Genomic DNA, 15,196 nt, shown 5'->3' on the forward strand with positions numbered 1-15,196 from the left:
TGGCGAGCGGGCTTGCCCCGGGTTGGGCTGCGAAGCAGCCCAAAACCTACACCCTCGGTTTGTCTGACAAGGCGCAGTGAGTGTGCTGGGGCTGCTGCGCAGCCCAACGCGGGGCAAGCCCGCTCGCCACAATCGCTCTGTTACGACCCAGGCGCCGTAGGATCTTTCACCCCACCATCATCAAACAGGTTCAGCTTCTGCCGCAGCTCGTGGGCCGGCAGCGGTTCCTGCCCTGGCGGAATCGCGTTCGGGTCGGCCGGCACTTCGCCCGGTGCGCCCTCGCCTTGGGCCGGTGCCGCCGGCGCTGCGCCCTGATCGCCTTCGATCGCACGCTGGGCCTTTTTGGTCAGCACGACAATATCAATCCGACGGTTGATCGGGTTGAACGGGTCTTTAGGATCAAACAGCTGCGACGACGCAAAACCCACCACGCGCGCCACTTGCGGGTCCGGGTAGCTGCCCGCTACCAGCGCACGGCGGGCGGCGTTGGCGCGGTTGGCCGAGAGTTCCCAGTTGCCGAAGTCACCCTGGCCCGCATACGGCTTGGCGTCGGTGTGGCCGCTGATGCTGATCTTGTTCGGCACCGCCTTGATGGTGTCAGCCATGGCCAGCAGGATGTCTTCAAAGTACGGTTTCAGACGCGCGCTGCCGGAGTCGAACATCGGCCGGTTGGCGGCGTCGGTGATCTGGATGCGCAAGCCTTCCGGCGTGATCTCGAAAGAAATCTGATCCTTGAACTTCAGCAACTGCGGGTTCTCTTCAACCTTGGTCTGCAGTTCCTGCAGCAACAATTCCAGGCGTTCCTGCTCGACCTGCTCGGCCATCGATTCGACGGTGTCGCGCTCGATCGGGATTTTTTCCTGCGGCGCTTCGGTCTTGACCTCCGGGTTGATGGTGCGCTCAGGCGCCAGCTGCGGCGAGCCGCCCAGGTCAATCACAAACGGTGTGCCGCTTTCCGAAAAGCCAATCGGGTCTTTGAAGTAACCGGCGATGGCGATCTTCTGTTCGGGCGTGGCGGTGGACATCAGCCACAGCACCAGGAAGAACGCCATCATCGCCGTGGCAAAGTCGGCGAAGGCGATTTTCCAGGCGCCGCCATGGTGCCCCGCAGCGAAGCGCTTGACGCGCTTGATGATTATCGGCTGGTTGTTTTCCATGACTTAGCGACCGCGAACCGCTTGTTCCAGCTCGGCAAAACTTGGGCGATGTTTCGGGTACAGCACCTTGCGCCCGAACTCCACTGCCAGCGATGGCGGCATGCCGGACGCCGAAGCCACCAGGCAGGCCTTGATCGCTTCGTACAAATTCACTTCTTCCTTGGCATCGTGCGCCAGGGAAGTGGCCAGTGGGCCGAAGAAGCCGTAAGCGGCGAGAATACCGAAGAAGGTACCCACCAGGGCCGCGCCCACGTGCATACCGATGGCCTTCTGGTCGCCTTCGCCCAGGGAAGCCATGGTCACCACGATGCCGAGTACCGCCGCGACGATACCGAAACCGGGCATGCCGTCGGCAACGCCGGTCACGGCGTGGGACGGATGCTCCAGCTCTTCCTTAAGGCTGAACAGCTCCATGTCGAACAGGCCTTCCAACTCGTGCGGCGCCATGTTGCCGGAGGACATGATGCGCAGGTAATCGCAGATGTAGGCAGTCATGCGCTCATCTTTGAGCACCGCCGGGTACTTGGCGAAAATGGGGCTGGCGGCGGCGTCTTCGATGTCGCCCTCGATGGCCATCATGCCTTCGCGACGACTCTTGTTGAGGATCTCGTAAATCAGTCCCAGCACTTCCAAATAAAAGGTGTGGGAGAAGCGTGAGCTGAACATGCCCAGCGACTTCTTGATCACGTGCATGGTCATGTAGCCGGGGTTGGCCTGCAGGAATGCGCCAAACGCGGCACCGCCGATGATCAACACTTCGAAGGGCTGGATCAGCGCGGCAATTTTACCGTGGGACAGGACGTACCCACCGAGCACACTTGCGATGACGACGATGATGCCGATAATTTTAGCCATAGGAGATTGGTACTTGCGCCGTCGGGTTCATGGACATATTGGGTGAAGCTGAAAACTCTTGTTCTACTTATCGGCAAAACTGCGCCAGACTATAGCCCGTTAAGGCGAAAAGCCAATTCGGCCCGTTCCGGGCGTGTAGAACGCAAGTGATGATCGCGCCCCAATCATGGCTAATGAAACGACAGCTCCAACGACAAAACCCACTACCCTCGCGGCTTGGATAAAGCGCCTGGACGATGTGCTGCTGCCTGTTCCTCAGGCTAGTCACGAACGCGTGTGCAAGGCCATCCGCGATAGCCGTAGTTCTTTACGGGATATTGCCGAGCTGATGCAACACAGCCCGGCGCTGGTGCTCAGCGTGATGCGCGAGGCCAACGGCCAGGCCCATGGCAGCCTGTCAGGGCCGGCGGAAAACCTCGAAGTGGCGCTCAACCGCCTTGGCCTCAAACGCGCCGAGGAGTTGCTGGCGCGCCTGCCCTCGGTGCCGGAAAAAGACATTCCGGTGGCCCTGCGCCAACTGCTGCTGGTGAGCCAGCACGCTTCCCAGCAAGCCAACGGTTTGTTCGCCAGCCGCCTCGCGCGGTTGTGGCAAGACATTCATTGGGGCAGCCTGCTGTTTCTGTCGCCGCTGTGGCCGATGGCCGTCGCCTACCCCAAGCTTCTGGAAGAATGGGAACTGCGGGTGATCCACAAAGGCCAGTCGGCACACAAGGTCGAACAGGCATTGTTCGGCGTGCGCCTGCTGGACTTGTGCCGCGGCTTGACCGAAGCCTGGCACCTGCCGATCTGGGTCTCCCAAGGCTACAACCTGCTGCTGACCGAACAGCGCTTGCTGGTCAAGGCGCTGCACATCGCCCGTGAAGACGACGCGTTGCGCCAACAGCAATTGCTCGACGCCGAACCCAACCTGCGCCGCTGGCTGAACCAGCCGGCCAACACTGTGCTGCTGGCCAACGGCCTGGCGATGTCGGCGCAGGAATCCTGGACCTGCCCGCACACCGAGCGCTGGCAGTACCTCACCGCGCTGTACCTGCAAGAGCCGCTGAGTGACGTGCAGCAGCAGGTTCACCAGCAAGCGGTGACCAGCGCACGCACGACCTTGATGCCTGACCTCTGGCACCCGGCGTTGTCGCTGATCTGGCCGTGGCATGTGCAGAAAATCCATCGCGGCCTGTTGCCGGCGCCGCCGCCCACTGCCGAGGCACTCGCCGTGTGGCGCAAGCGTTGCACCGAGCTGCTGGTCGAACCGAGCCGTTTTGCCAATGCCATGCACCTGACCACCTGTGCCCGAGAAGCTTTGGTCGCCAGTGGCATGCAGCGCGTCTTGTTGTTCATGGCGGACCGCGCCTTGAGCACCTTGCGCGTGCACCAGGCCGACGGCTTGCCCAAGGACGCGGCGAACCTGAGCCTGGATGTGGTCAACAGCACGCTGCTGCAGCGCCTGCTGGAAAAGTCTGCCCAGGTACGCCTCACGCCAGACAATCACGCACAGTTCTCAGCCTTGCTGCCGCCGATCCTGCGCCGCCTGTTCAATGGCGAACACCTGTTGCTGCGTTCCTTGAGCTGCAACGGCAAGGTCGTGATGCTGATGGTCGCCGATCAGGGCGGCGGCCCCTTCTCGGAAACCACTGTGCAGGCCTTCGGCAAAACCGCTCAATGCATCGAGAAAGCGCTGCACAGCTTTACCAACCGCAGCGCTTGATGCTTGCGCTACAATCGCCCTCTTTTATCGCCAACAATTGTGCCCAGGAGACCTCACATGCCTGACTTCTCTGGCTTGCCGCTGGTGATCGAGTCCAGCGACCTGCTCGGTCAACTGGATGCCGAACACCTGATTCTGGTGGACCTCACCAGTGCCGCCCGCTACGCCGAAGGGCATATCCCCGGCGCGCATTTCGTTGACCCCAAGCGCACCCAACTGGGCCAGGCGCCCGCACCCGGTTTGCTGCCGCCCAAGGCCGACCTCGAAAAACTGTTCGGCGAACTGGGCCACACCCCGGATGCCACCTACGTGGTCTACGACGACGAAGGCGGCGGCTGGGCCGGGCGCTTCATCTGGATGCTCGACGTGATCGGCCACCAGAAATACCACTACCTGGACGGCGGCCTGCTGGCCTGGCTGGAAGAGAAATACCCAGTCTCCACCGAAGTGCCCGCGCCCGTCGGCGGCCCTGTCAGCCTCACGCTGCATGACGGCCCCACGGCCACTCGCGAATACCTGCAAAGCCGACTCGGCGCAGCCGACCTGGGTATCTGGGACGCCCGCGGCCCCCTGGAATACTCCGGCGAGAAAGTGCTCGCCGCCAAGGGCGGACACATCCCCGGCGCGGTGAACTTCGAATGGACCGCCGGCATGGATAAGGCGCGCAACCTGCGCATCCGTCGCGACATGCCGCAGATCCTCGAGGACCTCGGGTTGACCAAAGACAAAGAAATCATCACCCACTGCCAGACTCACCACCGCTCTGGCTTCACCTACCTGGTGGCCAAGGCGCTCGGTTATCCGCGAGTCAAAGGTTATGCCGGTTCCTGGGGCGAATGGGGCAACCACCCCGACACCCCCGTTGAGATTTAAGGTTTAAGGACAGTTAATGAAAAAGCAGTTGTTTATCCTCAGCCAGTACTTGCTGCCACACCACTTGCTCTCGCGACTGGCCGGCTGCATCGCCGAATGCCGCGTGCGCTGGTTCAAGAACGCCTTCACCGCCTGGTTCGCCAAGCGCTACCAGGTGGACATGTCCCAAGCCCTGGTTGAAGACTTGACCGCCTACGAGCATTTCAACGCCTTCTTCACCCGCGCCTTGAAAGACGGCGCGCGCCCGCTGGATCAAACCCCAGGCGCGGTACTCAGCCCGGCCGACGGCGCCGTCAGCCAGCTTGGCCCAATCGAACACGGCCGCGTGTTCCAGGCCAAGGGCCACAGCTTCAGCGTGCTGGAATTGCTGGGCGGCGATGCAGCATTGGCTGCACCGTTTATGGGCGGTGATTTCGCCACTATTTATCTGTCGCCAAAGGACTACCACCGCGTGCATATGCCGCTGGCCGGCACGCTTCGCGAGATGGTCTACGTGCCGGGGCGGATTTTCTCGGTCAACCAGACCACTGCCGAAAACGTGCCTGAGCTGTTTGCCCGTAACGAACGTGTTGTCTGCCTGTTCGACACCGAACGCGGCCCGATGGCTGTAGTGTTGGTAGGTGCGATGATCGTCGCGTCGATTGAAACCGTATGGGCCGGGCTGGTGACGCCGCCAAAACGCGAGCTGAAAACCTTCCGCTACGACGAGGCTGCACGCGCACCGATTCACTTGGAGAAAGGCGCGGAGCTGGGCCGCTTCAAGCTGGGTTCGACTGCAATTGTGCTGTTCGGGCCGGATCAGGTTAAGTGGGCTGAAGAACTGGTGGCGGATACGCCGGTGCAGATGGGCCAAGGCATCGCCGCTCCTAAAGCCTGACACCGAACCCAATGTGAGAGGGGGCAAGCCCCCTCCCACATTTTTAACTAGGTTTTGCCAGTTACAACTGACCGTCGCGGTCGCGCAAGCCCAGCAGGTACAACACGCCATCCAGGCCCAACGTCGAGATCGCCTGCTTGGCCGATTGCTTGACCAGCGGCTTGGCGCGGAACGCCACACCCAAGCCGGCAATCGCCAGCATCGGCAAGTCATTGGCGCCGTCACCGACCGCAATGGTCTGTTCCAGACGCAAACCTTCCTTATGGGCCAATTCCCTCAGCAGATCCGCCTTGCGCTGCGCGTCGACAATCGGCTCCACCGCCACGCCTGTCACCTTGCCATCCACCACTTCCAGCTCGTTGGCGAACACATAGTCGATGCCCAGCTTGGCCTGCAGTTGCTTGGCGAAGTAGGTAAAGCCGCCCGATAGAATCGCGGTTTTGTAGCCCAGGCGCTTGAGTTCGGCGAACAAGGTTTCGGCGCCTTCGGTCAGGCGCAGCGAGGCGCCGATCGAGTCCAGCACACCCACATCCAGGCCTTTGAGCAGCGCCAGGCGCTCTTTGAAGCTGGCACGGAAATCCAGCTCACCGGCCATGGCGCGCTCGGTGATTTCAGACACTTGCTCGCCCACACCGGCAGCCTTGGCCAACTCGTCGATGACTTCGGCTTCAATCAGCGTGGAGTCCATGTCGAACACCGCCAGGCGGCGGTTACGGCGGAACAGCGAGTCTTCCTGGAAGGCGATGTCGACATTCAGCTCCTGAGCCACGCTCAAAAATTCGGCGCGCAGCGCCTGCGGATCCGCCGGTTCGCCGCGCACGGAAAACTCGATGCAGCCCTTGCCCTTGTCGGCTGGCGTATCGAGCGGCATGCGACCCGACAGACGGTCGATATGATCAATATTCAACCCGTACTGGGCGGTAATCGAGCTGACGCGCTGCAACTGCTCGGCGGTGACCTTGCGAGTCAGCAGCGTCACGATGTGGCGTTTTTTGCCCTGGCCGTCGACCCAGTGCTGGTAGTCGGCTTCGGAGACCGGGGTGAAACGCACCTGCTGATCGAGCTTGTACGCCGTAAACAGGATGTCCTTGAGCACCGACGAAGCCTGTTCGGTACTCGGGATTTCCACGAGGATGCCGAACGACAGGGTGTCGTGGATCACCGCCTGGCCGATGTCGAGAATGTTCACACCACCCTGGGCCAGCACACCGGTAATGGCTGCGGTGAGACCCGGTCGGTCAACACCTGTGATGTTTATCAGGACAATTTCGCGCAAAGCGCACCCCCAGGCTGGAAAAAAACCGCATTCTACCCACTTTCAGTGACCATCGGGCACAGCCAGCGCTTTGCCGGTCCCAGGCCTGTCGCTATACTGCGCGTCAACTTCACGGACTAAAGAGCCGAGCTCAAGTGAACCGGCCTACGCCAGTAAAAACCGATAACTTCTTCCTGCTGATCTTCCGGGCACTGCGCCACCGCCGTGTACCGATCGCATTACGCATCGCCAGCCATAACGTGATCCTGGTCGCTCTGGCCCTGGTGATCTATGCCTGCGTGATGGGCTTGCAGTTCAAGCAGGCCATGCACGAGCAAGCCGACGCCCTGGGCGAGAGCCTGACCACTCAGACCGCCACGTCGGCGACTGAGCTGCTGGTGTCCAACGACATTCTCAGCCTCAACGTGCTGCTCAACAACCTGACCAAGAACCCGTTGGTGGCCCACGCCGCGATCTACAGCGTGGACAACCGGATCATGGCCGAAGCCGGGCAACGCCCGAAAAACGGCCTGCTGGGTGAAGCCGAAGGTTTGTATTCGAGCAACATCACGTTTCAGGATGTGAAGGCCGGCCAACTGCGCATCAGCCTGGACATGCAGCAATTCCAGCAGCCGATGACCATCAGCCTGCAAAGCATGGGCATTCTCAGTGCGATCCTGCTGGCATTGGCCCTGGCCTTGAGCTTGCGCCTGGGCCGGCATATCTCCACGCCGCTGATGCAACTGCGCATCTGGCTGCGCGATATTGACGAACACACCCCGGCCACTGATCGCCAGGATGAGATCGGCGACCTCGCCCGCCAGCTTCACGCCAGCTTCGCTCCAGAACCGGTAGTGCCCGAGGTCGAACCCGAGCCCGAGTACGACGATACCGAGTACGACGACGAACCCGAGTTTGAAGTGCGCGACCTGCGTGATCCGGGCTTTGACGAAAGTGCCCCGGTGGCAGGCCTCAAGCCCGCGCCCCGTCAGGTCATCAAGGCTGAGGAAGATGAACTGGATGATGAAGACCCGTTCTCCGACCTGCGCGATACCTCGGCCGCCACCCCGGCGGTTGCGCCTAAGCCTGAACCGGTGAAGAACGCCGAGCCACAGCACAGCGCCGTATTGGCCGTGCAACTGGGCGCCCAGGACCAACTGCGCCGCCTGCCACGCGCCCGCCTGACGGAATTGCTGGAACGCTACCGCGACTGCCTGGACCAGGCCGCCTCGCTGTATCAGAGCGAGCTGCACACCCTGAACGACGGCAGCACGCTGATGCTGTTCCACAGCGAAGACAGCGGCGAAGATTACCTGACCAACGCTATTTGCTGCGGCGAGTTGTTGCGCGCCCTGGGCCATGCCCTGCAGATCGAGGTGGCCGACAGCGGCATCACCTTGCAACTGCAGCTTGGTTTGACCGTGGGCGATGATCTGTTTGGCATGAGCCAGATCGACCTGCTGCTGACTGAAATCGCCCAGGATGCGCTTGCCTTGTCGCAACACAGCCGCAACCTGCTGCTGGTGGAGCGCAAGATCAGCGAAGACACGCTGATTCGCCAACGCGCGCGTATCCGCCCGATTGCCAGCCCTGAAGGCGCCAGCTGTGTGGAGCGCTTGATGGAGCCGTATCCGTCGATGCTGGAGCGGCAGTTGGCGCGGATGCATGAGACCCGTACCAAGTCCTGAGGAACACCGCCAAGCCCACTGAGAGCAGTGGGCTTGTGTGGGTGCGGGTTTGCTCGCGAAGGCGGTGTGTCAGTCGCCAGACTTATCGACTGATCCAACGCATTCGCGGGCAAGCCAGCTCCCACAGTTGATCTTCAGCATGGCTCGAATCGCAGACAAACAAAAAGGCCCGCTGAATAAGCGGGCCTTTTGTTTGTTTGCGATTCAGATCAGAACCTGAACACTTCCATGTCCGTACGAATCGGCGTAGCCATCGGCATCTTCGGCTTTTCCGGCGCTGCGGGCTTGGCCTGAGCCGGGGCTTGCTTGCGCGGTGCCTCGGCAATCGGCGGCTGGTTGGCCAATGGCTTGAGCGCCACCGACAACTGCTGCGCCAGATGCTGCAACAACACGCCCTGGGCCTGGACCTGGGACGCGGTGGTGCCGCTGTGTTCTTCCTGCAAATGCACGATGCGGTTGTCACGCACCTGGCCACGGCGGTCGATCAGACGCCACTGCGCGTCGAGGATGGCCGGCTGCGAGGCGCCCGAGTCAAGCCGCGTAATGGTCAGCAACACCTGCACATCCGGAGTAAAGCCGGTTGGCGCAGGCGCGAGCACCACACGCTGACTGTCCAGATGACCGGCCACCTGGCGCAACATCAGCTGGTTGATGTCGGACGACAAGCTGCCCGCCCAACGGCCATCAGTGGAACCTTGCAGGCTGCCATCGTTCTGACGTTGCAGCAGGGTTTCGCGTTGCAGGTAATCGGCAACGACTACCGGGCCAAGCAATACAGCCATGCCAGCGGTTTGCGCCGGCTGAGCTGGACTTCCGCTGTCCAGCTGGTACAGCGACACCGGTTGGTGCGTGCTGCAACCCGCCAGCCCCAAAAGGCCAGCGAGCATCAAAAATAAAGGAAGGCGTGGAGCAGTCATCATCCCATCCAGGTGGCTGCCACAAGGCGAACCACAATGTAATACTAAAAATAACCTAAATACGCTCGGCCACGCCGGCGCTGGAAAGGCCATATCATCCGTGAATATGCTCCATGACTCCAGCGCGAAAGCGCCGATCTACGCGTTAAATCGTAGATCGAGGGCTCTAATACGCCTTAAACCGGCGTTTCGACCAACAAAGCATCCACTCGCTGGAAGCCCCGCGGCAGTTTGTTACCGCGCCGACCACGCTCACCCTTGTAATGTTCCAGGTCGTCAGCACGCAGCGACAGCGTGCGTTTGCCAGCCTGAAGGACCAGGGTAGAGCCTTCCGGGATCACGGCAATGTCGGTCACGTACTCTTCGCGACTGGCCACCCGCTCCCCGGGAATCCCAATAATCTTGTTGCCCTTGCCTTTACCCAGCTGCGGCAAGTCACTGATCTTGAACACCAGCAGACGCCCTTCGGTGGTCACCGACGCCAGCCAGTTGCTCTCGCGGTCTTCCACTGTGCGCGGCAGGATCACCTTGGCGTTGTTGGGCAAGCTCAACAACGCCTTGCCCGCCTTGTTCTTGGCCTGCAGGTCTTCGCCCTTGACCACAAAACCGTAACCCGCGTCGGAAGCGATCACATACAGCGAATCATCATCGGGCAGCAGCACGCATTCGAAACTCGCCCCCGGTGGCGGTGTGAGTCGCCCGGTCAGAGGCTCGCCCTGGCCACGCGCTGAAGGCAACGTGTGCGCCGGCACCGAGTAACTGCGCCCGGTGGAATCGATGAACACTGCAAATTGGTTGGAACGCCCGGCAGCCGCGGTCTTGAAGCCATCACCGGCCTTGTACGAGAGCCCGGTAGCGTCAATATCATGCCCTTTGGCAGAGCGAACCCAACCCTTTTCCGACAGAACGACGGTAATTTTCTCGTTAGGCAACAGCTCGGTTTCTGTCAGAGCTTTCGCTTCTGCGCGCTCTACGATTGGCGAGCGACGGTCATCACCATAGGTTTCGGCATCTTTGATCAGTTCGCTACGCACCAGCTTCTTGAGCTTGGCTTCGCTGCCCAACAGCGCTTGCAGCTTGGCTTGTTCCTTGAGCAGTGCATCCTGCTCATCGCGCAACTTCATCTCTTCCAGGCGCGCCAACTGACGCAGGCGGGTGTCGAGGATGTAGTCGGCCTGGATCTCGCTCAGCTCGAAACGCGCGATCAGTTCGGCTTTCGGGTGCTCGGCGGTACGAATGATGTGGATCACTTCGTCCAGGTTGAGATAAGCAATCAGCAGGCCGTCCAACAGGTGCAGGCGACGCTCGACCTTGTCGAGGCGAAATTGCAGGCGGCGGCGCACGGTTTGTATGCGGAACTCCAGCCACTCCACCAGCAAGTTGCGCAGGTTTTTCAGCTGCGGCTTGCCGTCCAGGCCGATGATGTTGACGTTGACCCGGTAGCTCGACTCCAGGTCGGTACTGGCAAACAGGTGCTGCATCAGCACTTCGTGGTCGACCCGGCTGTTGGTCGGGATGATCACGATGCGGCATGGGTTCTCGTGGTCGGACTCGTCACGCAGGTCAGCGACTTGCGGCAGTTTCGACGGTTTGGCCTGCATCAGCGCGGCGATCTGTTCCAGCACCTTGGCGCCAGACACCTGGTGCGGCAGCGCGGTGACAATAATGTCGCCGTCTTCGATGTGGTACACGGCGCGCATGCGCACCGAACCCTTGCCGGTTTCGTACATCTTCAGCAAGTCGGCGCGCGGTGTGATGATTTCCGCTTCGGTCGGGTAGTCCGGGCCCTGGATATGCTCGCAGAGCTGCTCGACCGTGGCCTTGGGTTCATCCAGCAAGCGTACGCAGGCGGTGGCGACTTCACGCAGGTTGTGCGGCGGCACGTCGGTGGCCATGCCGACCGCGATGCCGGTGGTGCCATTGAGCAGGATATTCGGCAAACGTGCCGGCAACACCAAGGGTTCGTCCAGGGTGCCGTCGAAGTTCGGACCCCAGTTCGCGGTGCCCTGGCCCAACTCGCTGAGCAGCACTTCGGAGTAACGCGACAGGCGCGCTTCGGTGTATCGCATGGCCGCGAAGGACTTGGGATCATCCGGCGCACCCCAGTTACCCTGACCGTCCACCAGCGTGTAGCGGTAGCTGAACGGCTGGGCCATCAGCACCATGGCTTCGTAGCACGCCGAGTCGCCGTGCGGGTGGAACTTGCCGAGCACGTCGCCGACGGTACGCGCCGACTTCTTGTGCTTGGAATCAGCGTCCAGCCCCAACTCACTCATGGCGTAGATGATGCGCCGTTGTACCGGCTTCAGGCCGTCGCCGATATGCGGCAAGGCACGGTCCATGATCACGTACATGGAGTAGTTGAGGTAGGCATTTTCGGTGAAGTCAGCCAGCGACCGGCGTTCTACGCCGTCTAAGCTGTCTGCGAGGATGTCACTCATGCGGGCCTCATCATTGTGTGGTCTGGCGCAGCAGCAATGTGCCGCTGCGCTGGGTAAATTCAAGTTGTTTCAATGCACTCATGCCCAGCAGCACCTGTTCCCCGTCCAAGCCCGGCGCCACGATCGCGCGGACGTCCTGCAGGACGATATCGCCCAGTTTCAGGCGGTCGAGGTGGGTGCGGTAGCCCTGAACACGGCCGTTGGCGGTGCTCAAGGTCACCGGCAGGCCACGTTTAAGCCCGAGGCGGTCGGCCAATTCGGCCGGCACCGCCACATCGGTCGCGCCGGTATCGAGCATAAACTCCACCGGCTGACCATTGATCTGGCCGCTGGCAACAAAATGCCCTTGGCCGTTGCCCAGCAATTTCACTTCGATGTAACCCTCGTGTTGCTGAGAGGTCACCACCGCATTGGGATTTTCCTGACGTGCTTCCCACTGCCCAAAAAACCGCGTAGCCAAAAACAGCCCGGCGCCCCACGCCACAAACATCAGCACACGTCCGGCGCGCTTGCCGGGCGGCTGCCCGCTCATGGCTGGGCGCTCCAGCCGCCGGCAGGCGCGGCGAAACGATAGACCACAGGGCGTTTTTCACCATCGGCACGCGGGCCAAAATTGTTGTCGATCCCCAGCCAAGCGCCCTCTGCATCCACCACCAGGGCTTCGGCCAGGCCGTAGGGCTGGGCATAGCGCCGTTTCGGCATCAGGGTTTCGTCGGCAAACGACCAGCACAGCTCGACTTTGGCGGTGACCGCATCGCGCCGGCAAATCTGAAACGCATTGCGCTCCAGGGTAAACAGCTTGCCGTCAAACAGCGCCAGGTCGGCAAAGTCCTTGGACACAGCCTTGGCGTTGGTGAATTGCGCCGGCTGCACTTCCTGGCCAGCCTCGCTCAACAACACACAGGGACCGTCACAATCCCATACGCTCTGCCCGCGCTTGATCGAGATTAAGCCACGCCGCTCACGCTCGGCCGCCAGCCAAATCTGATTACCGGCAGGATTCACCGCCAGGCCTTCGAACAAAGCATTGAAGTGCAGCAACATGCCACTGGCGCGGGCTTCACGCACCATGCCGGGGGCGATTTTCAACCACTCGGGGGCGCCCGCCATCGGCACTTGCAGCACCGCCGCATGGGCTTCGCTGACAATGTAGCGGTTGCCGGCGGCATCGCAGGTAATGCCTTCAAAATCGAGGTCGCCACCGCGGATGAACGACGCAGCCTTGGTGCGCGAGCGCAAACCCCAGGGCAAACCGGACTCGGGCACCGGCGGCACGTCAATCTTTACGGTTTCGGCCTGCCAGGTCGGTGCACTGATGTCGAGTCGGTAAATCTGGTCGTCATCGCGATCGGACACCGTCCACAGCGCCTGGCCACATACCGCCAGGCCCGAGAGGTTACCGCCGCGCATGCCGTCCACCGGATGCTCGGATATCAGCTTTAGCTCAGCCACGGGCTCGGCGGCCACTTGGGCCGCCGCCAACCCGCTCAACATCAGGATCGCCAGGGCGAAACCTGTGCGCATCAGCCCAGCACCTCGGCCAGGTTGCCTTTGGACTCCAGCCAGGCCTTGCGATCCGGCGCACGTTTTTTCGCCAGCAGCATGTCCATCATTTCCGACGTGCCGGCGAAGTCTTCCAGGGTCAACTGCACCAGGCGCCGCGTGTTCGGGTCCATGGTGGTTTCGCGCAGCTGCGGCGGGTTCATCTCACCCAGGCCTTTGAATCGCGTGACCTGTGGCTTGCCGCGTTTCTTCTCGGCGACCAGGCGGTCGAGGATGCCATCGCGCTCGGCTTCGTCCAGCGCGTAGAAAATCTCTTTGCCCAAATCGATACGGTACAGCGGCGGCATGGCGACGTAGACGTGACCGGCATCCACCAATGGGCGGAAGTGCTGGACGAACAGCGCGCACAGCAACGTGGCGATGTGCAAACCGTCGGAGTCGGCGTCGGCGAGGATGCAGATCTTGCCGTAGCGCAGCTGGCTCATGTCCGCCGCGCCTGGGTCGACGCCGATGGCCACGGCGATGTTGTGCACCTCTTGGCTGGCGAGGACTTCGCTGCCATCGACTTCCCAGGTGTTGAGGATCTTGCCGCGCAACGGCAGGATCGCTTGGAATTCCTTGTCCCGCGCTTGCTTGGCAGAACCGCCGGCGGAGTCACCTTCGACCAGAAACAGCTCGGAACGCATCGGGTCCTGCCCGGCGCAATCGGCCAGCTTGCCCGGCAACGCCGGGCCTTGGGTGATGCGCTTGCGCTCGACCTTTTTGCTGGCCTTCAAACGGCGGCCGGCGTTATTGATCGCCAACTCCGCCAGGGCCAGGCCCAGCTCCGGGTGCTCGTTGAGCCACAGGCTGAACGCATCTTTGACCACGCCGGAGACAAACGCCGCCGCTTCACGCGACGACAGGCGTTCTTTGGTCTGACCGGAGAATTGCGGCTCCTGCATTTTCATCGACAGCACGAACGCGATGCGCTCCCACACGTCTTCCGGCGCCAGCTTCACGCCGCGTGGCAACAGGCTGCGGTATTCGCAGAATTCGCGCATGGCGTCCAACAAACCCTGGCGCAAACCGTTGACGTGAGTGCCGCCCTGGGCGGTAGGGATCAGGTTGACGTAGCTTTCCTGCACGCTGTCGCCGCCTTCAGGCAACCACAGCAGCGCCCAGTCGACGGCTTCTTTATGACCGGCCAGGCTGCCGCAGAACGGCTCGTTGGGCAGGCGTTCGAAGTCGCTGACAGAGTCTTCGAGGTAGGAACGCAGGCCGTCTTCGTAATGCCACTCGACCTTCTCGCCGGTGCCTTTGTCTTCAAAGCTGACCAACAGGCCCGGGCACAGAACGGCCTTGGCCTTGAGCACATGCTTGAGGCGGCTGATGGAGAATTTGGGTGAATCGAAGTATTTCGGGTCCGGCGCGAAGTACACGCTGGTGCCGGTGTTGCGCTTGCCAACGCTGCCGATCACTTCCAGGTCGGTGGCTTTGTAGCCATCGGCGAAGGTCATCTGGTACTCGTTACCGTCGCGCTTGACCTTGACCCTGACCTGCGTGGACAGGGCGTTGACCACGGAAATACCCACACCGTGCAAGCCACCGGAAAACTGGTAGTTCTTGTTGGAGAACTTGCCGCCGGCGTGCAGCTTGGTGAGGATCAGCTCGACGCCCGACACACCCTCTTCGGGGTGGATGTCCACCGGCATGCCGCGACCATCGTCGGACACTTCCAGGGAATGGTCGGCGTGCAAGATGACTTGTACCGACTTGGCATGCCCGGCCAAGGCTTCGTCGACGCTGTTGTCGATGACTTCCTGGGCAAGGTGGTTCGGCCGGCTGGTGTCGGTGTACATGCCTGGGCGTTTACGCACCGGGTCGAGGCCCGAGAGGACTTCGATGGCGTCGGCGTTATAAGAGCTAGCGCTGGGAGTGGCCATGGG

Annotated in this window: 12 protein-coding genes; 4 read left to right on the plus strand and 8 right to left on the minus strand. The window is 61.7% G+C overall.

The window, feature by feature from the left end:
- Positions 1 to 140: 140 nt before the first annotated feature.
- Together motB and motA are read right to left on the minus strand one after the other, a co-directional pair.
- Complete coding sequence (gene motB, locus NTD89_RS21990; protein WP_262209708.1) at positions 141 to 1,157, minus strand: flagellar motor protein MotB; 1,017 nt, start codon at positions 1,155 to 1,157, stop codon at positions 141 to 143.
- Between the two features lie 3 nt (positions 1,158 to 1,160).
- Positions 1,161 to 2,012 carry a flagellar motor stator protein MotA gene (gene motA / locus NTD89_RS21995; protein WP_017138472.1) on the minus strand — a complete coding sequence of 284 codons (852 nt, stop codon included), beginning with the start codon at positions 2,010 to 2,012 and terminating at the stop codon, positions 1,161 to 1,163.
- A 166-nt stretch (positions 2,013 to 2,178) separates the two neighbouring features.
- On the opposite strand from motA, the gene NTD89_RS22000 reads away from it, so the two are divergent.
- From NTD89_RS22000 to asd, 3 genes are read left to right on the plus strand one after another with little or no spacing between them, the layout of a single operon-like run.
- A complete protein-coding gene (locus NTD89_RS22000) occupies positions 2,179 to 3,714 on the plus strand; it encodes an HDOD domain-containing protein (protein ID WP_262209710.1) in 1,536 nt (511 codons plus the stop codon).
- Between the two features lie 57 nt (positions 3,715 to 3,771).
- Positions 3,772 to 4,587: a rhodanese-like domain-containing protein gene (locus NTD89_RS22005; protein ID WP_242198946.1), complete on the plus strand. Its 816-nt coding sequence runs from the start codon at positions 3,772 to 3,774 to the stop codon at positions 4,585 to 4,587.
- 16 nt (positions 4,588 to 4,603) lie between these two features.
- Positions 4,604 to 5,464, plus strand: coding sequence for an archaetidylserine decarboxylase (asd, locus tag NTD89_RS22010; protein ID WP_262209711.1), 861 nt, complete (start codon positions 4,604 to 4,606; stop codon positions 5,462 to 5,464).
- A 61-nt stretch (positions 5,465 to 5,525) separates the two neighbouring features.
- On the opposite strand, the gene serB is transcribed toward asd, so the two are convergent.
- Entirely contained in the window at positions 5,526 to 6,740 is a 1,215-nt protein-coding gene (gene serB, locus NTD89_RS22015; RefSeq protein ID WP_145160137.1) for a phosphoserine phosphatase SerB, read from the minus strand.
- Between the two features lie 134 nt (positions 6,741 to 6,874).
- On the opposite strand from serB, the gene NTD89_RS22020 reads away from it, so the two are divergent.
- Entirely contained in the window at positions 6,875 to 8,407 is a 1,533-nt protein-coding gene (locus NTD89_RS22020; protein WP_262209713.1) for an AhpA/YtjB family protein, read from the plus strand.
- 209 nt (positions 8,408 to 8,616) lie between these two features.
- On the opposite strand, the gene NTD89_RS22025 is transcribed toward NTD89_RS22020, so the two are convergent.
- The 5 genes from NTD89_RS22025 to parE form a co-directional block, all read right to left on the minus strand.
- The gene (locus tag NTD89_RS22025; protein ID WP_145160133.1) at positions 8,617 to 9,324 is read right to left on the minus strand and encodes a membrane integrity-associated transporter subunit PqiC; all 708 of its coding nucleotides are present in this window, start codon (positions 9,322 to 9,324) and stop codon (positions 8,617 to 8,619) included.
- A 176-nt stretch (positions 9,325 to 9,500) separates the two neighbouring features.
- On the minus strand, positions 9,501 to 11,765 hold the full coding sequence (gene parC / locus NTD89_RS22030) for a DNA topoisomerase IV subunit A (protein WP_106577610.1): 2,265 nt from the start codon (positions 11,763 to 11,765) through the stop codon (positions 9,501 to 9,503).
- Positions 11,766 to 11,775: 10 nt separating this feature from the next.
- Positions 11,776 to 12,297 (minus strand): TIGR02281 family clan AA aspartic protease, encoded by a 522-nt coding sequence (locus tag NTD89_RS22035; RefSeq protein WP_145160129.1) that lies wholly within the window; start codon positions 12,295 to 12,297, stop codon positions 11,776 to 11,778.
- Positions 12,294 to 13,289 carry an esterase-like activity of phytase family protein gene (locus tag NTD89_RS22040; protein WP_262209714.1) on the minus strand — a complete coding sequence of 332 codons (996 nt, stop codon included), beginning with the start codon at positions 13,287 to 13,289 and terminating at the stop codon, positions 12,294 to 12,296. Before NTD89_RS22040 ends, NTD89_RS22035 begins: the two co-directional genes overlap by 4 nt.
- Entirely contained in the window at positions 13,289 to 15,193 is a 1,905-nt protein-coding gene (gene parE, locus NTD89_RS22045) for a DNA topoisomerase IV subunit B (protein ID WP_145160125.1), read from the minus strand. Before parE ends, NTD89_RS22040 begins: the two co-directional genes overlap by 1 nt.
- Positions 15,194 to 15,196 lie beyond the last annotated feature (3 nt).

This window comes from Pseudomonas sp. 14P_5.3_Bac1 (assembly GCF_025466135.1).
In the GTDB taxonomy this organism is placed as follows: Bacteria; Pseudomonadota; Gammaproteobacteria; order Pseudomonadales; family Pseudomonadaceae; genus Aquipseudomonas.

Excerpts from the sequence above, each read along its gene's own strand:
- motB (WP_262209708.1), bottom strand. The coding sequence starts at position 1,157 with ATGGAAAACAACCAGCCGATAATCATCAAGCGCGTCAAGCGCTTCGCT.
- motA (WP_017138472.1), bottom strand. The coding sequence starts at position 2,012 with ATGGCTAAAATTATCGGCATCATCGTCGTCATCGCAAGTGTGCTCGGT.
- NTD89_RS22000 (WP_262209710.1), top strand. The coding sequence starts at position 2,179 with ATGGCTAATGAAACGACAGCTCCAACGACAAAACCCACTACCCTCGCG.
- NTD89_RS22005 (WP_242198946.1), top strand. The coding sequence starts at position 3,772 with ATGCCTGACTTCTCTGGCTTGCCGCTGGTGATCGAGTCCAGCGACCTG.
- asd (WP_262209711.1), top strand. The coding sequence starts at position 4,604 with ATGAAAAAGCAGTTGTTTATCCTCAGCCAGTACTTGCTGCCACACCAC.
- NTD89_RS22025 (WP_145160133.1), bottom strand. The coding sequence starts at position 9,324 with ATGACTGCTCCACGCCTTCCTTTATTTTTGATGCTCGCTGGCCTTTTG.
- parC (WP_106577610.1), bottom strand. The coding sequence starts at position 11,765 with ATGAGTGACATCCTCGCAGACAGCTTAGACGGCGTAGAACGCCGGTCG.
- NTD89_RS22035 (WP_145160129.1), bottom strand. The coding sequence starts at position 12,297 with ATGAGCGGGCAGCCGCCCGGCAAGCGCGCCGGACGTGTGCTGATGTTT.
- NTD89_RS22040 (WP_262209714.1), bottom strand. The coding sequence starts at position 13,289 with ATGCGCACAGGTTTCGCCCTGGCGATCCTGATGTTGAGCGGGTTGGCG.
- parE (WP_145160125.1), bottom strand. The coding sequence starts at position 15,193 with ATGGCCACTCCCAGCGCTAGCTCTTATAACGCCGACGCCATCGAAGTC.